This is a genomic window from Siphonobacter sp. SORGH_AS_0500 (assembly GCF_002838835.1).
Taxonomy (GTDB): domain Bacteria; phylum Bacteroidota; class Bacteroidia; order Cytophagales; family Spirosomataceae; genus Siphonobacter.
Map to the genome: position 1 here is coordinate 14,129 of NZ_NHPP01000010.1, position 21,425 is coordinate 35,553.

Annotated in this window: 19 protein-coding genes; 8 read left to right on the forward strand and 11 right to left on the reverse strand. The window is 45.2% G+C overall.

All coding sequences use genetic code 11. From position 1 onward, the window contains the following. Positions 1-166: 166 nt before the first annotated feature. From BWI96_RS13265 to BWI96_RS13275, 3 genes are read right to left on the reverse strand one after another with little or no spacing between them, the layout of a single operon-like run. On the reverse strand, positions 167-868 hold the full coding sequence (locus BWI96_RS13265; RefSeq protein WP_106637109.1) for an outer membrane beta-barrel protein: 702 nt from the start codon (positions 866-868) through the stop codon (positions 167-169). A 32-nt stretch (positions 869-900) separates the two neighbouring features. Continuing rightward, positions 901-1,452 carry a hypothetical protein gene (locus BWI96_RS13270; protein WP_106637246.1) on the reverse strand — a complete coding sequence of 184 codons (552 nt, stop codon included), beginning with the start codon at positions 1,450-1,452 and terminating at the stop codon, positions 901-903. Between the two features lie 27 nt (positions 1,453-1,479). Continuing rightward, positions 1,480-3,747: a TonB-dependent receptor domain-containing protein gene (locus BWI96_RS13275; RefSeq protein ID WP_232793721.1), complete on the reverse strand. Its 2,268-nt coding sequence runs from the start codon at positions 3,745-3,747 to the stop codon at positions 1,480-1,482. 391 nt (positions 3,748-4,138) lie between these two features. Between BWI96_RS13275 and BWI96_RS13280 the strand changes: the two genes are divergently transcribed. The 4 genes from BWI96_RS13280 to fabF all read left to right on the forward strand — a co-directional run bounded on the left by BWI96_RS13280 (position 4,139) and on the right by fabF (position 8,348). Further along, positions 4,139-5,284, forward strand: coding sequence for an acyltransferase family protein (locus BWI96_RS13280; RefSeq protein ID WP_106637111.1), 1,146 nt, complete (start codon positions 4,139-4,141; stop codon positions 5,282-5,284). A gap of 62 nt (positions 5,285-5,346) precedes the next feature. Then, positions 5,347-6,402, forward strand: coding sequence for an isoaspartyl peptidase/L-asparaginase family protein (locus BWI96_RS13285; RefSeq protein WP_106637112.1), 1,056 nt, complete (start codon positions 5,347-5,349; stop codon positions 6,400-6,402). Positions 6,403-6,552: 150 nt separating this feature from the next. After that, positions 6,553-7,104, forward strand: coding sequence for a TetR/AcrR family transcriptional regulator (locus BWI96_RS13290; RefSeq protein ID WP_106637113.1), 552 nt, complete (start codon positions 6,553-6,555; stop codon positions 7,102-7,104). After that, positions 7,101-8,348, forward strand: a complete 1,248-nt coding sequence (fabF, locus tag BWI96_RS13295) for a beta-ketoacyl-ACP synthase II (RefSeq protein WP_106637114.1) — start codon at positions 7,101-7,103, stop codon at positions 8,346-8,348. The genes BWI96_RS13290 and fabF overlap by 4 nt, the downstream gene beginning before the upstream one ends. Positions 8,349-8,378: 30 nt before the next feature. Here the strand turns inward: fabF and BWI96_RS13300 are convergent, their stop codons facing one another. The 3 genes from BWI96_RS13300 to BWI96_RS13310 all read right to left on the reverse strand — a co-directional run bounded on the left by BWI96_RS13300 (position 8,379) and on the right by BWI96_RS13310 (position 11,129). Then, positions 8,379-8,957: a hypothetical protein gene (locus BWI96_RS13300; RefSeq protein WP_106637115.1), complete on the reverse strand. Its 579-nt coding sequence runs from the start codon at positions 8,955-8,957 to the stop codon at positions 8,379-8,381. 74 nt (positions 8,958-9,031) lie between these two features. After that, a complete protein-coding gene (locus BWI96_RS13305) occupies positions 9,032-10,654 on the reverse strand; it encodes an NADP-dependent glyceraldehyde-3-phosphate dehydrogenase (RefSeq protein ID WP_106637116.1) in 1,623 nt (540 codons plus the stop codon). Positions 10,655-10,823: 169 nt separating this feature from the next. Then, positions 10,824-11,129 (reverse strand): DUF4286 family protein, encoded by a 306-nt coding sequence (locus tag BWI96_RS13310; RefSeq protein ID WP_106637117.1) that lies wholly within the window; start codon positions 11,127-11,129, stop codon positions 10,824-10,826. Between the two features lie 296 nt (positions 11,130-11,425). Here BWI96_RS13310 and BWI96_RS13315 point away from each other — a divergent pair, with 296 nt between their 5' ends. Beyond that, positions 11,426-12,733: a deoxyribodipyrimidine photo-lyase gene (locus BWI96_RS13315; RefSeq protein ID WP_106637118.1), complete on the forward strand. Its 1,308-nt coding sequence runs from the start codon at positions 11,426-11,428 to the stop codon at positions 12,731-12,733. A gap of 3 nt (positions 12,734-12,736) precedes the next feature. On the opposite strand, the gene cdaA is transcribed toward BWI96_RS13315, so the two are convergent. The 3 genes from cdaA to BWI96_RS13330 form a co-directional block, all read right to left on the reverse strand. Continuing rightward, entirely contained in the window at positions 12,737-13,531 is a 795-nt protein-coding gene (cdaA, locus tag BWI96_RS13320; protein ID WP_106637119.1) for a diadenylate cyclase CdaA, read from the reverse strand. A gap of 184 nt (positions 13,532-13,715) precedes the next feature. Further along, on the reverse strand, positions 13,716-14,231 hold the full coding sequence (locus BWI96_RS13325) for a hypothetical protein (RefSeq protein ID WP_106637120.1): 516 nt from the start codon (positions 14,229-14,231) through the stop codon (positions 13,716-13,718). 276 nt (positions 14,232-14,507) lie between these two features. Continuing rightward, positions 14,508-15,443, reverse strand: a complete 936-nt coding sequence (locus BWI96_RS13330; protein ID WP_106637121.1) for a hypothetical protein — start codon at positions 15,441-15,443, stop codon at positions 14,508-14,510. 207 nt (positions 15,444-15,650) lie between these two features. On the opposite strand from BWI96_RS13330, the gene dnaA reads away from it, so the two are divergent. Beyond that, entirely contained in the window at positions 15,651-17,093 is a 1,443-nt protein-coding gene (gene dnaA, locus BWI96_RS13335; protein WP_232793722.1) for a chromosomal replication initiator protein DnaA, read from the forward strand. Between the two features lie 71 nt (positions 17,094-17,164). After that, a complete protein-coding gene (locus BWI96_RS13340; protein WP_106637122.1) occupies positions 17,165-18,121 on the forward strand; it encodes a GNAT family N-acetyltransferase in 957 nt (318 codons plus the stop codon). Here the strand turns inward: BWI96_RS13340 and BWI96_RS13345 are convergent, their stop codons facing one another. After that, complete coding sequence (locus BWI96_RS13345) at positions 18,122-18,934, reverse strand: DUF3108 domain-containing protein (RefSeq protein ID WP_106637123.1); 813 nt, start codon at positions 18,932-18,934, stop codon at positions 18,122-18,124. A gap of 46 nt (positions 18,935-18,980) precedes the next feature. After that, a complete protein-coding gene (locus BWI96_RS13350; RefSeq protein ID WP_232793723.1) occupies positions 18,981-20,012 on the reverse strand; it encodes an aminopeptidase in 1,032 nt (343 codons plus the stop codon). 232 nt (positions 20,013-20,244) lie between these two features. Between BWI96_RS13350 and recA the strand changes: the two genes are divergently transcribed. Beyond that, positions 20,245-21,315: a recombinase RecA gene (recA, locus tag BWI96_RS13355; RefSeq protein ID WP_106637124.1), complete on the forward strand. Its 1,071-nt coding sequence runs from the start codon at positions 20,245-20,247 to the stop codon at positions 21,313-21,315. Positions 21,316-21,425: the final 110 nt, after the last annotated feature.

A 21,425-nucleotide genomic window follows, 5' to 3' on the forward strand; every position in this document is an offset into this window, starting at 1 on the left:
CGAAGAGTTGTGGCTTACCTAAGCATTCATGAACTAGAACCCTTCTCCGTACGACGTTCGATGGACATCTGTCTGTATTCCTGGTAACGGCATGTTGCCCGCAATCCGGACGTATGGGGAAAGCTTTCGGGTTATGCTTTCCCCGTACATTCGGAATGAACAGATATTAGAATTGATACGAAAGACCTAGGGTGCCGTTAACGCCACTTATTTTCTCGTGGTACGACGAAATCATACGACCAGACGTATTGTTGATGTTGGTATAAGAAACGGAAAAATCTGGCTTTGTACTAGCGTAATCAGCTCGTAAGGATAAGCCAAAATGAGGAAGGAAAGCCCAGCGAACACCAGCCCCCAGTTGATAAGCAAAACTGGTAGCGGTTGATTTATTCTGGGTAAACACGGATTCGTCTTCCAGGGCTACACGCAAGAGGGGTAATGTGGCGGTAGAAAAACCCGCAAGTCCCCTTAGATCCAGAGTGAATTTGTTAAAAGCAAATGAATAGTACGGCCCCGCCAGAAACGAATGGAGCCTGTAATGTTTGCTGGTAACGATGGCCTGATCAACGTCAAAATCTTCCCGGTAACCTTCCGCTAACGGTTGGGTTCGAACGCCGTAGTCAGCCTGGCTAATACTGAGGCCCAGTCCGAAATGTTTACCCCAAAACCAGGCTCCCTGAATACCTCCGACGGAACCGGAGCGGGCAAAACCGGAGCGAGGATTAGCGTAATTGCTTTGGGAAAAATTGCCGGAAATCCCCGACCAGCCTCCAAAGACTTCCACAAACGAACGGGGGTTGGTCTGGGCAAATGTAAGGGTAGGTACGAATAGGATCAAACTAAACAGAAATGGCAGAATACGTTTCATAATGCTGGATGTAAATAGATGAAAGACTATACTTATTGAATCACAACGTCGAAATTGGTATCGAGATCCGAAGAACCCGGAGTAGCAGTACCGTCTTTAGTATTAGGCTGGTGACGTAAGACCACATGCAGTTTGCCCGTGCTAGCGGCTCCCGTGCGTACATCGTACGTCAGACCAACCGGGTAGGGACCTGGAGCGGGATTCGTATCTTTATCCGTAATGGTGACAGCCATATTCAAACCACTGGCGGGGGTATAAACAAAGAGGTGAATATTCTGACGTTCCTTGATTTCCGCACTAACATCCGCGACGGGGGAGCTGGTTTTGTCCAAAAGCAGTATGACTCCGCTGTAGGAAGCATTAGCCTTGAGTCGAAGCGTGTCTTTGCTAAAATCGACAGTTCCGTTAAGGCCATCCACGGTAGCAGTCACTACCTCTGTAGGGTTCGCTTTATTGGTGAGCTGAAGCGTAGCTGTTGTCAGGGCTTCGTTATCAATCGTAGGAGCAACGGATTGCTCTTCTTTGTTACAGCTTACCAGAAAAAAGACGGATAAGAAGCCTAACACTGAAAGGATTCGTTTCATGGTCATTGATTGTTTAATATAGAAAAATTAGAAAGGGATTTTAATCTTAAGGTTGATGCTTCGACCGGGTTCAGCAGCGAAGTAGCGGAAGCGGTTTAGGTAATCCCGATAGACTACATTCGTCAGATTAGTACCGCTGAGAATAATCCCGATTGATTGTTTGGCAAGGGCAAGGGTGGTAGCCATTTCAGCACCGAAAAGAAAATATCCCGGCGGTGGTGAGGCAAAATCTCCCGTATAGACAAAATGCCCATTTTCCAGTCGACTGGTAACAGTGGGGGCTCGGGTTTGTCGAGCCACGTACAAACCCGAAATTTTCAGGTAGGTACGGGTCATTTTTTTCCAGTCTTTCAACGTATAGGTTATACTGTTGTCGGTTCGGTTAGGCGTAATAAACACCAGGTAATCCTGATTCGTATGATCGTAGGCGTACAGCAGGGATGTTTTGGAGGTAAAACTCAGGTGGGTCGTAAAAGCATAGCTAAAAGTCAGGTCAACGCCTTTGAAGGTTGCTCGTACCTGATTGTAACTGTAGGAGGGGAAAACGCCACGTTGCCGTACCAGAGGCAATGAGTCTGGGTTTAAGTAGATATAGTTTGAAATCAGGTTAGAATAAAGCCCCAATTCTGCCGTAAACGATTGGTGGGAGTAATGAAGAGCAATCGAGGCATTGTAGGCCTGTTCCGGTCTCAGATTGGCATTGCCATGCTCATAGGCTACGGCACTTTGGTGTAACCCATTGGAGTAGAGTTCGGCGACGTTTGGAGCTCGCCAAGCTGTACTTACATTCGTAGTTAAGTCTAGATTCGGCCGAAGCTGGTATGAAATGCCCAGCGAGGCGTTCGTATTGGACCAGTTGTGCGTTTTATAATAGATAGTATTGGTTGGCTCATCGAGAAAGTAAGCCCTGAGCCAGCGGTAATCGTATCGCAGCCCCATTTCTGCCGACCATTGTTTGCGACTGAAGCGTTCCAGTGCAAAAACTCCACCCGTGTAAGTACGAAAATTAGGAATGAGGAATAAATACTTTCGGACGTTTCCCTGGGTGAAGCCCGTAAAGCCTGCCGTACTGGACCACTGCCCGGAAGTAGCGTTTTTTGATTTTTCCCAGATTAGATCTGCAGTATGAGTAATAAGTTTTAAGTAAAGTTCAGGATTGAGGGAACCACTAAAGGATACGTAATCGTATTCCTGTCGCAGATTTTGCTGGCGGGCCAAAGTGGCTGTGAACGTTCCCAGTCGCTCTGACCGCACATACGTTCGAAGTTTCACCAAGTCGTGCTGAATGTCCTGGTAAGGACGGTTCAATTCATACGAAAATCTGGGTTGTACCAGCGGTTCAGAACGATGGATAGCCGCGTATAAATCAGACAGACTACCAATCTGGGCCTCGGTGAACAGGCCTATTTTGGTGGCAAAACGACTATAGAAAACCTCTAATCCCGCATTCTTTCGGTCATAATGGACGTCACCAGAAAAGTTGCGTTCCTGATAACTTGTGTTTTCCAGATAGTATCGTGGCGTTTGAATGTACCCCGATTTTTTCAGCGTACCCTGGATACGCCAGCTTAGTCCCTGTATCCAGCGGGAGGGTACCCCTTCCAGCATGCCCGATACAACGCCCATTCGTCCATTGCTGGCTCCCGCTACATAAGCCTCGCCGCCAATGCCTGGTTGGGTGGGCATGTTTTTAGGTTCCAGCAGAATTACGCCGCCAATGGCATCCGAGCCATAGCGAATGCTGGCCGCTCCTTTGATAACGGTTATCTGGGAAGCCAGGAAGGCATCAATTTCTGGAGCATGTTCACTGCCCCATTGCTGTCCTTCCTGCCGTACGCCGTTGGTAAGAATTAAAATACGATTGCTATGTAACCCGTGGATGACAGGCTTGGAAATGGACGGACCCGTTTGAATGGAGTACATACCCGTCAGAGCTTTCAGGCTTTCACCTAGAGACTGGCCCCGAGATTCATCCATGCCCTGACCGGATAGTTCGGCCTGCACTTGCAAAAGCTGCTGTCCTTCATATCGGTGCTGGATAATTGTGACGGCCTTTAAATCCGTTGCCTGGGAGACCATCTGAATGCTCAGCAGGGAAGAAAAAGGGATAATAACCTTTCTAATTACGGGCTGATATCCCATGAACTGGCAACGGAGGGTATAGATCCCTTGACATAAGTCCGTACATGTAAAATGACCTGTGCTGTCGGTTTGAATGTTCCGATGAATTTCCTCAATCCAGATACTTGCTTCGGGTATAGGTAATCCATCAGTACGCTGTACGAGGCCTTGCAAGTGGTATCGACAAACGGGCTGAGTTTGTGCAGTAGAAATGAAGGAATACCACCACATGCTACAGCCTAAAAGAGGTATTATTATACAATTCCGCATCTGACTTTCGCTAGAAGGAGCAAAAGTAGTTGTATGTGCAACAATGTTGCATTAATATGAATTAAACACCTGTTAAAGTTTAGCAGACGGTTTTTTCCCGTAGCGATAGCCAGTGTAAGTACCTATGGTGTGGTAGATTAGTAAAAACTTGACAAGTTGCCGTAGACTAGCCTACGAAAGCAGCAGTCTCAGTACGATTCATGGGATTATTAAGATCGGTATTAAAAGCTTTTTGAGCATATTTAACAATTCATTTTAACAAATACGTTTTCAGACTCTATACCGCTTACTCGCAATGTCTTTAACTTCTACTGTCCCTGAGCCCGAAGTGGCTCAGCCTGTACCCATCAAAAGGCTTTTATCGCTGGATACACTCCGGGGCTTCGATATGTTCTGGATTATGGGTGGAGATGAAATTTTCTACGCTCTGGCCAAAACCACAAGCTGGAGCTGGGCCTTATTCATGGCCGATCAGTTGACGCATCCCGCCTGGAACGGTTTCCGCTTTTACGATCTAATTTTTCCACTTTTTCTTTTCATGGCGGGCGTATCCACGCCTTTTTCACTGGATGGCCGAATTGCCCGGGGAGAAGATAAAAGTAAACTGGCCCGGAAAATTGTGAGTCGTGGGATTACGCTGGTTATTTTAGGAATCATCCTTAACAACGGAATTTTCCAAAAACCCCTGGCCGAAATGCGTTTTGGTAGCGTATTAGGTCGAATCGGGCTAGCGGGTATGTTTGCTCAACTCATCTACCTTTACGCGGGAAAACGGGCGAGTTATGTCTGGTTTTTCGTGATTTTACTAGGGTATTGGGCTGCTATGATGCTCATTCCGGTGCCGGGTTGTGGAGCGGGAGTATTAACAATGGAATGCAGTCTGGCGGGTTATTTAGATCGGTTACTAATGCCGGGGAAACTCTACCTAACCGTACACGATCCCGAAGGCTTACTCTCCACAATTCCCGCGATTTGTAATGCCTTGTTAGGGATTTATGCAGGCACGGTACTGAAAAACCAGAGCAAAACCGCTTCAAGAAAAATCATTCATTTAGTTGGATTAGGTTTGGCGTTCATTGGCCTCTCCCTGCTGTGGGATGTGGTTTTTCCCATTAATAAAAACCTCTGGACCAGCTCCTTCGTCTGCGTGACGGGTGGTTGTAGTCTGTTACTACTCTCCATCTTTTACTGGATTATCGATGTCAAAGGCTATAAAAAATGGACTATACTTTTTACCGTCATTGGTATGAATTCCATTTTAATTTACATGAGTGGATTAGTCGTCAGCTTTGAACACGCCAGTGAATTCTTCTTCGGCGGTTTAATCAAGCATCTGGATTCGGTACCCCTGAAAGCCGTATTGACGGTGCTGGGCATGCTTTTCATGAAATGGCTTTTCCTGTATTTTCTCTATACTAAAAAAGTCTTTTTGCGGGTATAAGTCCTGCTTTACCGTAGCGGCAGTTACGGATGGTTTTTCGCGTTTTAAGAATCCCATTTATTATGAAAAAGTTACTCTTTCTTTTATTAAGCACTTCGGCGTTTGCTCAAAACCCGGATCCTTCAAAAATTACACTGGTATTACACGGAGGAGCGGGTACGATTACCCGGCAAAACATGACTCCCGAAAAAGAAAAAGCTTACCGCGAAGCCCTGAATCGGGCTTTACAAACAGGCTATGATGTATTAAAAAAAGGAGGTACGAGTCTGGATGCGGTGGAAGCTACCATTCACGTCATGGAAGATTCGCCTTTGTTTAATGCTGGCAAGGGAGCTGTCTTTACTCACGAAGGAAAAAATGAGCTAGACGCAGCGGTAATGGATGGAAAAACGCTCAAAGCGGGAGCCGTCGCCGGAGTAACTACTGTTCGCAACCCGATTTCAGCGGCTCGGGCGGTCATGGAAAAATCCGAGCACGTGATGATGATTGGCAAGGGAGCCGAAACTTTTGCTAAAGAGAAAGGCCTCACTATCGTAGATCCGAGTTACTTCTACACTGAAAACCGTTGGCAGGGACTTCAGAAAGCCCTGAAAGAAGAAAAGGTAAAGCTGGATCATTCGGAAGAAAAACCAGCTAAACCGACCAAAGCTCCCAAAAATGCCAGTAGCCGGGCAGAAGAGCTCATCTTTTCGGAAGGCAAAAAATTTGGTACCGTCGGCTGCGTGGCTTTGGACCAATACGGTAATCTGGCCGCGGGTACTTCTACGGGTGGAATGACGAATAAACGATATGGACGGGTAGGTGATGCTCCCATTATTGGAGCCGGAACCTATGCCGATAACGAAACCTGTGCGGTATCCGCCACAGGTCACGGCGAATACTTCATTCGTTCCGTAGTTGCCTATGACATTGCTGCTTTAATGCGGTACAAAGGGCTTTCCGTAGAAGAGGCAGCGAAGGAAGTGGTGAATAAAAAATTAGTGGAACGAGGCGGAGAAGGCGGCGTGATTGCCTTGGACGCCAAGGGTAATTTTTCCATGCCATTTAATTCGGAAGGCATGTATCGCGGCTTTATCACAGCGGATGGGAAGAAGACGGTTGAAATCTATAAGGATTAATGTTTTTCTTGCCCCAGGGTAAGTTATGGATAGGAAGTGTTTGGGAAGCGGTTCGAATTCCATCGAACCGCTTTTGTTTTAGGGGTAATAGACAATCGAAATTCTTATTTGTATATTTACTTACTAGTAAGTAAGTTTGCCAGAATTTCTATGGAGACAAAAGATAAAATCAGAAATCTGGCGGAGGAGTTGATTCGTACCAAAGGCTATAATGCCTTTAGTTACGCGGATTTGTCGGCTCCACTAAAAATAAAGAACGCGGCCATTCATTATCATTTTCCCAGTAAAGAAGTACTGGGAGCGAGCGTGATTGAAGAAATGGTATTGGGCTTTCAGCAATTAAGCAGTAGCTGGAGTGATCAATCGGAAAAGGAGCAGATTGAATGGTTCATGGACATTTACCGAAACTCTTACGAAAAGGGAATGGTATGTCTGATGGGATCACTAGCCCCCGATTTTGAAACGCTTTCTCCCGCCATGCAGGCCCAAATTCAACGGATGAGCCGGGTCATTCTTGACTGGTTAACTGCTTGCCTGGAACAGGGGCGAACCAAACAGGTATTTCAGTTCAAAGGGGAAGCCTCCGACCGGGCTTTAGTGCTGATTTCTAGTCTGATTTCTTCCTTATCACTTTCCCGTGTGCAGCAAACAGATCTCTACAGCCGCATACGTCAACAATTATTGTCTGATATACTAGCATGAAACGAGTAGTCATTACGGGTTTGGGAGCTTTGACTCCGCTGGGGAATAACGTAACCACTTTCTGGAATAACGTCACCCAGGGCAAAAGTGGAGCAGGCCGGATTACCCGGTTCAATCCCGAAAAATTTAAAACCCAGATTGCCTGCGAATTAAAGAATTATCAGGCTTCCGATTACCTGGATAAAAGTGACATTCGTCGCAATGATCCTTTCACGCACTATGCCCTTATTGCGGCCGACCAGGCCATTGCTGATTCAGGTTTGGATTTTAACCAGATGAACCCCTTCGATGCGGGAGTGATCTGGGGTTCGGGTCAGGGTGGAATGGAAACCTTTGAAGAGCAGGTTCGGGAATATACACTTGCTGACAACACGCCGCGGTTTAGTCCTTTCTTTATTCCCAAACTCATCGTCAATATGGCTTCGGGAATGATTTCTATTCGCCACGGATTAATGGGCATCAATTATACCACGGTATCCGCCTGTGCCACTTCTAACACGGCTATTATGGATGCTTTTAACTACATCCGTTGGGGCAAAGCGAAAGTAATAGTTACGGGCGGATGTGAAGCACCGATTACCCCCGCATCGGTAGGGGGATTTAGTGCTCTGAAAGCCATGTCTACCCGCAACGATGATCCGCTCACGGCTTCGCGGCCTTTTGATGTCAACCGCGATGGTTTTGTTATGGCGGAAGGAGCGGGAGCTTTGATTTTGGAAGAATACGAGCACGCAAAAGCCAGGGGAGCGTACATCTACGCCGAATTGGCCGGAGCAGCCATGACGGCTGATGCTTATCACATGACGGCCACGCATCCTGAGGGGCTCGGAGCTTATCAGGCCATGAAACTGGCTTTGCAGGATGGCGAATTGAATGAAGCTGACCTGGATTATCTGAATATGCATGCGACTTCTACACCCGTAGGAGACGTAAGTGAAATCGCGGCTATTACCAAACTTTTTGGCTCTCACCCCGATCACTTACAAATTAGTGCTACCAAATCCATGACGGGTCATTTGTTGGGAGCAGCGGGAGCGGCAGAAGCCATCATTTCCATTCTATCGATTCGCGACGGCTTAATTCCGCCGACAATTAATACACAGGAACTGGACCCCCGAATTTCTTCTCAGTTAAACATCGTCTTGGGTCAGACCAAGGAATACCCCGTGAAAGTAGCCATGAGTAATGCCTTTGGCTTTGGTGGGCATAACGGAACTGTGGTGTTTAAGAAGTTTGAAGGGTAAGATTAAGGCGGTTAATCAAGCATTGTGGGCTCATTTGATCGCTGAAGGCTCCGAGTGACCGGGCCTGATCAGAACACTGGTGGTAGTAGATAATATACCCTGGTCACTATACGGAAGGCTTAGTAAAAGCTTGTAGTTAGCAAAATGATTTTGCTGAGAAGCATGACCTCGGTTTGGACAACCCGAATAATTTTCTCTGATGAACATATAGAACGGATAAGTAAACCAGCACTCGTTTTGAGGCGAAGAATTAGCAGGAATTGTCCATCGACCGGCGGTTTCTCTGATTCTGGTGACAATTCGTTGATTGTAATAATCAGGAAGATTACCCATTACCTGAATACTATCTACCAAACCCTCATAATTAACTCTAAATTTAAATTCTCCGTATCTGGTTTCACACTGGGGCGAGCCTTCATTAGGACTTATTCCGTTCCACTGAAGAAAATACGATACATCGTCCCGACTCGTATTGAGTTTTAAGTAATCACGAAAATTAAGTTTAAACGCAGGAATCCATTTCTTTTGCTGAGCCTGTAATGCAGATATACCAGAAAAGAAAAACAGTAGAAGAGTTAATACCTGTGTTTTTAGGAAAACGTGATTCATAGCGTGGAAGGGGTTTAGAACAGGCATTATACAAAAAAGGCAGAACTTCTGCCTTTTTTGTATAAAATCAGTATCTACAAAATATACCGCGTCGAAAGAAAATTCGATTCGTTCTTTTGTAGAATCTCATTTACAATCGCTTTGTTTTCGCTGGTTTCTTTCGTGGCGACAATCGTTCGAATGGAGAAAGAGCGAAGGGCATCATTTACAGATAAGGTACCTTCGGCGGAATCTTTACGACCCGTAAAAGGGAACATATCCGGTCCACGTTGGCATTGGGCGTTAATGTTAACCCGCGAAACCTGATTTACTAACTGATCCACCAGATTAGCAATTTCCACGGGATCGTTACCAAAAATACTAACCTGCTGTCCGTGCTGAGAATCAATTAAATATTGGATGGGTTCTTCTTCACTTGTAAAGGTAGCCACTGGGATAATGGGGCCGAACTGCTCTTCCCGATACACCTTCATGCCTTCAGCCACGGGATAAAGAATGGCTGGATACACAAAAGATTTGAAGTTTTCACCGCCGTGTGGATTGATTACACGAGCACCTTTGAGTTTGGCGTCTTCAATGCATTCAATCAAATAAGCGGGTTTATTAGGCTCGGGCAGAGGCGTTAGATTCACGCCTTTTTGCCAGGGCATACCCAGTTGCAGTTTGGCTACGGCTTCGCTGAGTCTAGAAAGAAACTCTTCAGCCCGGTTTTTATGAACCCAGAGAATTTTCAGGGCCGTACACCGTTGTCCATTAAAAGATAACGCACCCAATACCGATTCTTTTACGGCTAAATCCAGATCCGCATTTTCAAGAATAATACCTGCATTCTTGGCATCCAGTCCTAAAATGGCCCGCAAACGGTTGGTTTTCGGGTGCATTTTCTTAAGATCCGACGCGACACGGCTGGAGCCAATGAGCCCTAATACATCAATTTTACCCGATTGCATTAATCCCGGAATGACGGTATTACCGCGTCCGTACAGTGTATTAACCACGCCGGGAGGGAAACTTTCTTTAAAGGCTTCCAGCAGTGGGTAATGCAGCAGAGTTCCGTGTTTGGGAGGTTTGAATAACACTACGTTACCCATCAGAATTGCAGGAATGAGCATCGTATAGGTTTCATTCAAAGGATAATTGAACGGTCCCATGCAAAGCACTACGCCCAGTGGCGAGCGGCGAACCTGCCCAATAATACCTTCCTCGATGATGAATTTGGAATTCTCGCGGTCAATGCGTTTGAGCTCATCGAGGGTGTCATGAATGTACTGCACGGTGCGGTCAAATTCCTTTTCCGAGTCGGCCAGCGATTTACCAATTTCCCACATGAGCAGCTTCACCACCTCGGCTTTCTTTTGCAGCATTTTCTGGGTGAAGGTTTCCATGCAGGCAATTCGGCCCGCAACAGACATAGTCGGCCATTCACCGCGACCGTTATCGTACGCTTTCAAAGCGGCATATAATACTTCCATGCCGTCAGCAGCATCCACTACGGGGTAACTACCAATGCGAACGGGTTCCCAACCGTCGGCGGTGCGTTGATGAATGGGCGAATACACATCCTGGGTTTTACCTTGCCAGGGTTTCATGGTTCCTCCAATCAGATATTCCCGCTGCTCTAGGGGGGCTGAAAGGGCGTGTTCGGCGGGAATTTCTTCCGCTAGGGGAAAGAGAGACTCAAGTCGTAGCGTACTCATGATGAAAAGAAATTTATGTAATCTTCTATAAATCAGAGTTGAATGAAGCGTTGTAAAGCCTTATGGAAAAGACGGAGAAGATTCTGCCAGACCCGATAAACGTAGTAGATTTTTCATCCGCTTCCTTCACCATGAAAAGGAAGCGGAAAAAGAAAAAGCTAGAAAAATCCTAGATGATTTCTTGAAGAAGTGTTCTGAAATGAACGAATTGCAAACCGTAACGACGATCAATTTCAGATTCTAAACGGGCCGAATAATCATTAACGTAGGTATTATAATCGTCCATATCGGCAAAAAAGAACTGGAACGTATAGGTTACTCCACCCTGATCAATTTCCGTGAGTAGTTTAAAAATGCGATTACCAATGGGAAGATTAGTTGCCAGTACAGCCGGAACGTGGGTGTTTTTCATCCATTCAATCCATTCATCATGGGCGGCGTGTTCAATATTATACGTGACGTTATAAAGCAGCATAGTGTTATGATAAGGGTTCGGGAATGCGTGATTTCCCTTTCTAAAATGGTTTTTACTGATTTGTTGCCTGGTAACAAACCTAAACCAAGAATTAAGGATGGCAATACCTTGAGGTAAGAAATTTATTTCTTTTCCAGATTTTATCCTTGTCTTTGATTAAAAAACATGGTGCCATTCCGCCCTCTTCTGTAAAACAAGTAGCATGCGGTCGGGTTATTGCTGGCAATACTTTTTGCTAGTGAAGAAGCGGGAGATAAAACAGGTAAGCCCCAAAGAGACCTGCTATACGAATACGGATGGAAAAAATTTCAATTTGCTGGTTGCGGCGGGATCTTCGTCTGCACGACCAGGCTGCTTTATATCACGCCTTACGCGGAGCATATCCCGTATTGGTCTTTTTTATTTTTGATCGTGAAATTCTTGATGACCTGGAAGATCGCCGGGATCGTCGGGTAGAGTTTATTTATGAGCAAATTCTTTCCCTTGATAAAAAGCTTCAAAAGCATAAGTCGGGGCTACTGGTGAAATACGGTTCGGCCTTACCCGTCTGGAAAGAGGTTTTGAAGGAATATGACATTGCCGAAGTCTACACGAATAATGATTACGAACAGTATGCTTTAGAACGAGATAAAGCCGTAGCTGACTTGCTGGCCACTAAACAAATTCCCCTGCATAGTTTTAAAGATCAGGTTATTTTCGAAAAAGACGAAGTGTTGAGTAAGGCCGGAAAACCTTACTCTGTTTTCACGCCCTATAGTAAAGCCTGGAAAACTAAAGTCAATGACTTTTACGTAAAGTCGTATCCAACCGAGAAGTACTTTAAAAACTTTTTTGAGGCCAAACTTCCCGCTATTCCCAGTTTGCAGGATATGAATTTTGAGGCCGTAGGCGAGCCCTTCCCTTCGTCAGAAATTAACGAAGAACTCATTAAAGACTACGACAAAACCCGTGATTTCCCAAATCTGGAAGGCACAAGCCGTATGTCGATTCACTTGCGGTTTGGTACTGTTTCCATTCGGGAACTGGTTCGGGTGGCTCAAAAACTCAATGCTACGTATCTCAATGAGCTCATGTGGCGGGACTTTTATTTTCAGGTACTTTATCACTTCCCGCATATTAACTCAGGCCACGCGTTTCGGCCTGAATACGACCGAATTCAGTGGCGTAATGATGAGAAAGATTTTGAAGCCTGGTGTGAAGGACAAACGGGTTACCCCATCGTGGATGCGGGCATGCGGCAGATGAATGCAACAGGCTTTATGCATAATCGGGTTCGGATGATTACGGCAAGTTTTCTGGCTAAGCATCTGTTAATCGACTGGCGGTGGGGCGAAGCTTATTTTGCCAAAAAACTTCTGGATTACGATTTTTCGGCTAATAACGGTGGCTGGCAGTGGGCAGCAGGTAGTGGCTGTGATGCCTCTCCTTATTTCCGGGTGTTTAATCCAGCTTTGCAGGCTAAGAAATTCGATGCCAAACAGGAATACGTTCGGCATTGGGTACCCGAGGTAAGTGAAGCTCATTACCCCGACCCGATTGTAGAACACGAAACGGCTCGGGAACGGGCCATTACCACCTATCGAAAAGCGGTAAAGAAAAAATGATTCTTACTGAGAAAGGTATTCAGTGAGGTGGTTCTGAAGTTCCTGTACGAGAATGTGGCGTTGAATTCGACCGCCTTCTGTGACGAGCGTGATTTCGCCCCGCTCTTCTGAAACAACGATAATAGCGGCGTCCGAATGCTCGGATAATCCAATAGCGGCCCGGTGACGAAAACCCAGGATGGGTGAAATATGAGGACTTTCAGAAACGGGTAACATACATCGGGCTGCTTTAATACGGCCATCAGAGATAATAACGGCTCCGTCGTGCAGGGGGCCGTTTTTCTGAAAAATTGCCAGCAGAATAGCCTTGGAAAGTTCCGCATCAATACTATCGCCAGATTCAATGTATCGTTTAAGCGAATCTTCTTTTTTAATGGCAATCAGGGCTCCGGTCCGGCTGGCGGCTAGTTTTTTAACGGCGTCTATTACGGGGGCTAATTCCCAAGTGTTATGGTTTTCGGACTTCTGTTGAAAAATACGGTTTAAAATGGGGTATTGCTGAAGGTTGGTTGAACGGCCTACAAAGATGAGAAATCGCCTGATTTCGGGTTGAAAGATAATCACCAGAGCCAGTACGCCAATTTCCATGAACTGACCTAAAATCGTGGAGAGTAACTCCATGTTTAAGGCTTTGACAATCAGGTAAAAACCGTATACAAGAAGGTAACCCAGAAAAACCCGGCTTGCAATGCTGCCTTTGATCAGAAAATAAATCTGATACATCAGAAAAGCGACCAATATCACGTCGATAAGGTCAGAAAAGGCAACGTCTAAAAAGCCAAGACTATAGAGCAACATTCGCCAATGATTAACAAATAGGATTGAAAGGGCTAGTCGTTTGACGAGCGAAAAACCAAAAATAAAAATTTTGAAGCTAATATCCGCGTATTATTTTCATGTATTTTGTATTAATCAAATTTAAAATATAATTAAAATATTAAAATTGAGTAGTATTGACGGGTTTTTACCCAAAACAGCCAAATTAATGCTTTGGGCCTGCTTCGAGGTGTAGCTGATTAGTGTGGATCCAGCCATCCTGAATCAGGCGTTTGAAAATGGTTCGAGCTGGCACCAGATTTGTTCCTTCCGAACGAATGGAGGCTTTCCAGAAAGCCTGTTGATCAGGTAAGGTTTGTAATTCGACGCTGTATTCGTTACCCGTGACACGAGTGGCTCCGTAACTGTTTTGCTGAATGATATCGCCCGTACGTTTGACAATCATCACTACATCGGCTTGACAGACTTTATTTTCTTTGGTAATGAAGCTATCCACGGAGTCAAAAGCTAGCTCCTGCGAACGAGAAACCGTACACAGCGAATAACCTTCCGGGCAGGCTTTCAAGAAACGCTGGGAGTCTCTAACATCATGGGAAGAATCCAGCAGGAGTACTAAAATCTTACGAAAAGAAGCCTCCTGATGCGTTTTCGAGTTGGAACGAACGGAAACGCAACTAGTTAGAAAGGTGAAAATAAGGAAAAAAGCAGTGGACTTGATCATAGGTTTGGTAGAAAAATACCAATTATATGAAATTAGCTTTAGTCTTACCTGAAAAAGTGAAGAAACTGCCTTTTTTAATGTACTTATAATTTGTTAGAAACCTTACTCAGGCCTGCCACAACCCGTATATCCCAGAAATAGTAAGTTCCTTCGCTTCGCTCTGGATGACAGATTAGAGTAGCTGCCAGCTTTACTTAAGAGGCCTCTATGAAAGAAGGGAGAAGCCAGCTTAAGATTCTCCTTTCTTTATACGAAAAAGCCATCTTAGACAGCCTTTTACTGTTCAGAAACGAATAAATTCCAGACCTGCTGAGCCAGACTCCAGCTAACCAAATCCAGTAAGTCGGTAGAAGGGACATCCGCAGTTAATACCTCCGCATTTTTTTTTGTAAAAGCATACGAATCAAAAGCGGAAAGTACCCAGTGAGCCGTACTCTGATGACTATACGCATAAATAAAGACCGACACTGGGGGCTGAATAGACTGCACAAGCTGGAAATGATGAAGCAAAAAACGTAGTGTTCGGATCATGACAGCATCTAGTAAATTCTGGCCCGTCAGCTCTAGGCAAACCTCCACTTTTGTAAGCAGGGTTTCTGCCGAATGACCCTGGTCAGTTAATGACCTCAGCCAGCGTTGCAGCGTATGCAGTACATGGCTTAATCGTCTGACGATGTTCTCTTCTACTGGAGAAATAGGAGAAATAAGGCGGAAAGGTTTGAAGGAGGTCGAAAAAGAAGTTTTACGAAGAAGCCCTTCTTCAAAACCAGGTAGGTCAGGATTGAGTTTACTACCAAAGCCCCCTTCAAGGGCTGTGGAAAAATGACGCTGCAGGGTATCGGCCAAAGCCAAGTAATCCACTGATCCTGAGAAGTAGATTTTCTGATCAGTGGGGTTGAGGCGAGTGGCTAATAAATCGTAATCCAATTCTGGGCTTTCAATTACTAATTCAGTAGCCTTGCTCTGGGGTAGAGAGGTTGGTAGGGATGGATCGGTAATAAAAACCACAGATCGGGCTAAAAGCTCAGACTGTAATCGCTGGCTTTCAGAGATGGAGTGGCCGGGAAAGGAAGATGCAAAATCTTCTAGCTCCAGGTTCCATTCCTTCAACAAAGCCAGAGCCGCTTCTCGTAGTCCTTGCGGAATAAACTGCGTATGATTAGGGTAATAAAATTCAGCTAAAGGAGTAGTAAAGTTGTCGGTTAAAGTCATGGTTGGGGTCGTTTGAAAGTGACGTATTTACAAAAAGGCAGCTAGGGGGTAACGGTTTCTTAACTGAAAATGCATAATTTGGGAATGCTTTTCTCTAAAAAGAGCGTACTCAAAAAAATTTGAGGAATTTGCTTAAATACTTTTTACGGGGCCATTCTGTTTATTTATCTTTGCACCCCTTGTGAAAAATCCAGCCTGAAAAGAGCCTTGCAGACTGCCATCAGAGATGCCAAATCCGTTTGGCAAGAGTGTTTAAAGATCATACGTGAGTACGTGCCCGACCAGAGCTTTAAGACCTGGTTCGAGCCGATCGTGCCCGCACGTCTGTCTGGAAACACCTTGACCATTCAGGTACCAAGCGAATTCTTCTATGAATGGCTGGAGGAAAATTACGTGCACGTGCTGCGAAGGGCCATTGACCATGCCATTGGCCGTCAGGGCATGTTGGAATACGCAGTGATTGTGGATAAAGGCGATGATAAGAAGCCGCCGATGGGTTATACCGTTCCGAACCAGCGACCCGCTCCTCAAAATGCACCCGCTCCGCAGAAGAAGGCAAATGCGGAACCCGAGCAACTTCGAAATCCTTTTGAATTACCCGATTTGGATGGGCTGGAATTAACGTCCTATCTGAATCCCATTTATACCTTCGAGAATTACGTTGAAGGGGACTTTAACCGGCTGGCCCGCTCGGCGGGACATGCCGTTGCTACCAAACCCGGAGTTACCTCCTTTAATCCACTGCTGATTTACGGCGGGGTAGGTTTGGGGAAAACTCACCTCGCTCAAGCCATTGGTAATCAGATCAAAGCGTCTGACGCGGGGAAATTTGTGTTATTTGTTTCCACCGAAAAATTCATGAATCAATTCGTGATGGCGGTGCGGAATAACTCCATTCAGAACTTCACTAATTTCTATCTGCAAATTGACGTACTCATCCTGGATGACGTACAGTTCCTGGCAGGTAAGGAACGAACTCAGGAGACATTTTTCCATATTTTTAATCACCTTCATCAAACTGGTAAGCAGATTATTATGACGTCCGATCGTCCCCCCAAAGATTTACAGGGGCTTCAGGATCGTCTGCTTTCGCGTTTCAAATGGGGGCTTTCAGCCGATTTACAGATGCCCGATCTGGAATCGCGAATTGCCATCATCATGAAGAAACTACACGGCGATGGGGTGGATATTGATTACGAAGTCATTGAATACCTGGCTCACTCCATTGATACCAACGTGCGGGAGCTTGAAGGTGTCGTGGTTTCTCTGATTGCTCAGGCTACCCTGTTACGTCGGGAGATTGATATGAATCTGGCCCGGCAGGTGCTTCGAAATATCGTTCAGGACTCAGAGCGGGAGGTTACCATTGAAACCATTATGGAAACCATTTGCCAGCATTATAAAACTACGCTTCAGGATATGAAGGGAAAGAGTCGCAAGAAAGAACTCGTTTTCCCTCGTCAAGTAGCGATGTACTTTGCCAAGGAATACACGGATTTATCGCTTAAGTCCATTGGTTACCACTTTGGAGGCCGCGATCACTCGACGGTGATCCACGCCATTCAAACCATTTCCGAGTTAAAGGAGCATAACAAAGACGTGAAAGCTCAACTGCTCGAACTTCAGAAAAACTTTGGGAAGCGAAATTAGAAATACGTTGGGTTTGGAGTTATGGAGGGGAAATTCTTATTTCAGCTCACACACTACTTCAGTCCAACCGTATGATTACTTGCCTTCGTCGCTCTCAGCTTAATACTGTCGCCTATGATGCCTGCGTAGAAGCCAGTGAGTGTGGTACGATTTACGGCCTTTCCTGGTGGTTAGATCTGGTTTCTCCGCAATGGGAATGTCTGGTCTGGAAAAGTACGAAGGATCAATACCGGGCCGTTCTCCCCGTTCCCGTGCAGCAGCGTTATGGTTTCCGTTTCGTGCATCAACCGCTCTTCTGTCAGTTTCTGGCTTTATACGCTGGTGAAAGTCTTAGTCTTGATGATCAAAAGCTATTTCTGGATGCTTTATTCCGCCAATACCGCTTCATCGCCAGTTTCTCCCTTAGCTTTCCTGCTCTGTCTTTATTAAATACCTATTCTTTCGCCCGCATTACTACTTTTCAAACCCATGTGCTTTCACTCGATCAATCCTATGAGTCGATTCGTGAAGCGTATAAACGGGATCGGAAAATGAACGTAAAGCGGGCTGAAAAAGCTCAATGGACGATTTCCGTAGGGAATCAAATCACGTCATTAGCCGACTTATTCCGGTACTACCACGAGCATCAGATTCAGGGCGGAACTCATCCCAGGACGTATGAATTACTGAACTCCTTGTTTGAAGCAAGTCAGAAAAGGGGCTTTTCCGAGTTATGGTATGCGGAGAAGGCAGGGGAAATCCAAGCTGGAGCCTGGTTTGTTACCTGGAAAAAACGTACGCTGTATTTGTTCAATGCAGCCAATGAGGAAGGCCGCCGGGGTAATGCCCGCACTTATCTTATTGATCGTTACTTAAACGAAAAAGCCGGAACTTCCGGCTTATTTGACTTTGAAAGTGCTCAGGTTACCGATATTGCTAACTTCTATGCTAGTTTCGGAAGCAGGGTAATGTCCTTTTACGAACTCCGAGCCAATCAGTTACCCGGATGGGTAAATGCCCTCTGGAAACTGCGTAATCGCATGCGGTAACTATTGCCACTGGAATTCTTCCCGCATGCCTCTGTAATTTTTAAGATCCATCGCTACAGCACCTACCATCAGATCAAATTCTACCTTGACCGGTACTTTATTCGCATCATCTGAAACCCAGATACGGATGGCTTCCTTGCCGTCAAAAAGTTTATTTTGAGGCATGATGGGAATGATGCGGTGCGTGTTGAGCTTACCAAATTTGGTTTTCACCACTTCTTTACCAGCGTAGCGAATCTGGAGGTTAATAAAATCGTTATCATAAAAGGTTTTGACCGTCGTAATCTGGCCTTCTTTCATGCGGTTAAAATCCACCGTTCTCAGAAAAAAATAGCCACTAATGACATCATAGATCGAGCCAGGAGCTTTAAATTCCTTCACTTCTTCCTTTGAATCCTTGCCCTTACTTACCGAAACGATCTTGTCGCTTTCCTGATCGAAGCTAACCTTTTGCTCTTTCTGATAACGTCCTTCCTGCTGCCGCATGGAAAATTCCATAGGTAACAGCGTTTGCGGATCAATGTAGGACTGCCAGGAGTCCCGAACTTTCGTTACCAAATCAAATGCTCCCGTGGTTCTACCCGTGGCCGTCACGCGGTAACAGGCTTTTCCCTTCACACGGTGAAATTTATCGCTGACATCCACGGTGGCTTCGGCAGCATTAATAAAACCATAGTGAACGCGGTACTCCAGATGTTCGCCGGGCGTTGCCTGAAAAGTGGTCCTTGGAGTTAGCTCCTGAAGTGAAATAAATCCTAATCCAAAAAAACCACTTAGGAAAAACACTAGTAAAGAGAAGCGGGACATTCGCATGTAAAAGGGGAGTAAATGATCGTAATGAATCCGGTTATAAAGGATATTAAGAGTCGTATTTAGTTTTTAAATAGGATAAGTATCGTTTGAAATCACCCCGAAACTTTTCCTTAAATTCAATTTCAAACTCATTTCGCCGAGAATTATACGTGGCAAACCCTACAAAGAAAGCATTATTTGGTAATTCATCAGCTTTCCAGCTTCGCCGCCGCACCTGAGTAAGGCCTTTATATAACGTATCAGCCTGTTGAATAATATAACGAATCTGCTGGTGTTTCAACTGATCTTTTCGTTGATTCGACCACTGGGGCAAAAAAGTTGCGTATAGACTATCCAGTGATAGTTTACCCCGATTGAAGTGCTGTACATAGCGATCTCTGAATACTTTACCCTGCAAATAGGTTTGATAAACCGGGGAGCTAGTTCCAAAACGCTGTGCCAAAAATCGGACGGCTCCATAATCGCCGATGAAGTTAGCCAGATTCTCATTGAACTCATGTTGATTTTTAATAAAGACAGTGGCGTGAGTCATTTCATGCATGATCAGACTGGCCAATCGTCCTTCAGGCAGTGAAAGCATGCCTGACAGAATAGGATCGTTGAAGTAACCCAAGGTACTATAGGCCGAAACCGGGCTGATTTCGGTATCGTAACCTGACCAGAGCTTCTCTTCTTTTTTGGCTCGTTGCAAATCAAAAAAACCTTTATAGGTAAAAGAACCGATGATGGGAAAAGAAAATTCAATGGCTTTGACCTGGTAGGGCTCTGCTACGGTCAGAACGTAACAAATGGGTTTATTGTGCTGATCGTAATAAGACTGATATAAGGGGGTATCGTTGAGACCCAGTGAATCAATGGCAAACTGCCGGATCTCTTCAATAAAGCGAAGTTTGCTTTTAATGGAATCGGGCACGGAAGAATCCTGAAGTACTTCACTAACGGGTTTAGCTTCCAGCAGTACTCTGGCCCCGCCGCTGAGTTGCCCGTAGCTGTAACTTACCCAGTCCCACTGCCAGATGCCTACTACCAGCACTAGCAAACCGATGGACAGGGCAATTTTTTTTATGATATGTTTCATGGGTGACTTTAAACAATAACCTGGACTTCAATAAAAACGCTTTTTTTGTAAACGGCAACCAGATATATCCATTTTCCTCGTAAATATGTTTTAAAATCAATCCGGGACGGAACGTTTCGGTGTTCAAATTGATTAAAAAAATAGAACAAATATTTAGGGGTGATTAGGATATTTGGCCCCTAATGTGTAATTTTAGGTCAAATTCTTCACTCAATAGCTCGTTTTTTTAAACATGGCAGAAGCAAAAGGTACGGACGCAGGGCAAAAGTTAAAAGCTTTGCAAACCACCATTGAAAAATTAGACAAAGCCTACGGTAAAGGTACGGTCATGCGTCTTTCAGATGCGAAAGTTCTGGATATTCCTGTTATTTCAACGGGTTCTTTAGGACTGGATCTGGCCTTGGGCATTGGCGGGGTTCCGCGTGGACGGGTGGTAGAGATTTACGGACCTGAATCTTCAGGTAAGACGACTATTGCCATGCATTGCATCGCTGAGGCTCAGAAAAAAGGAGGCTTAGCTGCATTTATTGATGCAGAGCACGCCTTTGATCGTAGTTACGCAGAAAAATTAGGCATCGATACAGGTAATCTTCTCATTGCTCAGCCTGATAACGGTGAGCAGGCTCTTGAAATTGCCGAGCATCTGATTTCCTCCGGTGCTATTGATATTATTGTGATTGACTCCGTCGCCGCTTTGGTTCCTAAAGCTGAGATTGAAGGCGATATGGGGGATTCGAAAGTAGGTTTGCAGGCTCGTTTGATGTCGCAGGCTTTACGTAAGATGACTGGTATCATTAACAAAACTTCCTGCTGCTGTATTTTCATTAACCAGTTACGGGAAAAAATTGGTGTGATGTTCGGTAACCCCGAAACCACTACGGGGGGTAATGCTCTGAAATTCTACGCATCGGTTCGTCTGGATATTCGTCGGGCGGGTCAGATCAAAGAAGGAGCGGACAGCATTACGGGTAACCGTACGCGGGTGAAAGTGGTTAAAAACAAATTAGCTCCTCCATTTAAAGTGGTTGAATTCGACATCATGTATGGCGAAGGAATCTCGAAAGTGGGCGAAGTGCTGGATTTAGCTGTTGAACTCGAAATCGTGAAAAAATCAGGTTCCTGGTTTAGCTACGGTACCAACCGTTTGGGCCAAGGTCGCGACGCAGTAAAAGAGATCCTCAAGGATAACCCCGAACTGCTGGACGAACTGGAAGCTAAAATCAAGGAAAAAGTAAAAGGTGATGATGAAGCTTTAGTGGACACACTCGAGCCTAACATTGTTGACGACGGTAAAGAAGAATAAGTATTTGTATTATCGTTTTCGAAGAACCCTACTGACTATTATAGTCGGTAGGGTTTTCTTTTATAGTTTATAAACATTCAATAATCAGTATACGTTTTAAGGCAGATTCA

Excerpts from the sequence above, each read along its gene's own strand:
- BWI96_RS13265 (WP_106637109.1), bottom strand. The coding sequence starts at position 868 with ATGAAACGTATTCTGCCATTTCTGTTTAGTTTGATCCTATTCGTACCT.
- BWI96_RS13270 (WP_106637246.1), bottom strand. The coding sequence starts at position 1,452 with ATGAAACGAATCCTTTCAGTGTTAGGCTTCTTATCCGTCTTTTTTCTG.
- BWI96_RS13280 (WP_106637111.1), top strand. The coding sequence starts at position 4,139 with ATGTCTTTAACTTCTACTGTCCCTGAGCCCGAAGTGGCTCAGCCTGTA.
- BWI96_RS13285 (WP_106637112.1), top strand. The coding sequence starts at position 5,347 with ATGAAAAAGTTACTCTTTCTTTTATTAAGCACTTCGGCGTTTGCTCAA.
- BWI96_RS13290 (WP_106637113.1), top strand. The coding sequence starts at position 6,553 with ATGGAGACAAAAGATAAAATCAGAAATCTGGCGGAGGAGTTGATTCGT.
- fabF (WP_106637114.1), top strand. The coding sequence starts at position 7,101 with ATGAAACGAGTAGTCATTACGGGTTTGGGAGCTTTGACTCCGCTGGGG.
- BWI96_RS13300 (WP_106637115.1), bottom strand. The coding sequence starts at position 8,957 with ATGAATCACGTTTTCCTAAAAACACAGGTATTAACTCTTCTACTGTTT.
- BWI96_RS13305 (WP_106637116.1), bottom strand. The coding sequence starts at position 10,654 with ATGAGTACGCTACGACTTGAGTCTCTCTTTCCCCTAGCGGAAGAAATT.
- BWI96_RS13310 (WP_106637117.1), bottom strand. The coding sequence starts at position 11,129 with ATGCTGCTTTATAACGTCACGTATAATATTGAACACGCCGCCCATGAT.
- BWI96_RS13315 (WP_106637118.1), top strand. The coding sequence starts at position 11,426 with ATGGAAAAAATTTCAATTTGCTGGTTGCGGCGGGATCTTCGTCTGCAC.
- cdaA (WP_106637119.1), bottom strand. The coding sequence starts at position 13,531 with ATGTTGCTCTATAGTCTTGGCTTTTTAGACGTTGCCTTTTCTGACCTT.
- BWI96_RS13325 (WP_106637120.1), bottom strand. The coding sequence starts at position 14,231 with ATGATCAAGTCCACTGCTTTTTTCCTTATTTTCACCTTTCTAACTAGT.
- BWI96_RS13330 (WP_106637121.1), bottom strand. The coding sequence starts at position 15,443 with ATGACTTTAACCGACAACTTTACTACTCCTTTAGCTGAATTTTATTAC.
- BWI96_RS13340 (WP_106637122.1), top strand. The coding sequence starts at position 17,165 with ATGATTACTTGCCTTCGTCGCTCTCAGCTTAATACTGTCGCCTATGAT.
- BWI96_RS13345 (WP_106637123.1), bottom strand. The coding sequence starts at position 18,934 with ATGCGAATGTCCCGCTTCTCTTTACTAGTGTTTTTCCTAAGTGGTTTT.
- BWI96_RS13350 (WP_232793723.1), bottom strand. The coding sequence starts at position 20,012 with ATGAAACATATCATAAAAAAAATTGCCCTGTCCATCGGTTTGCTAGTG.
- recA (WP_106637124.1), top strand. The coding sequence starts at position 20,245 with ATGGCAGAAGCAAAAGGTACGGACGCAGGGCAAAAGTTAAAAGCTTTG.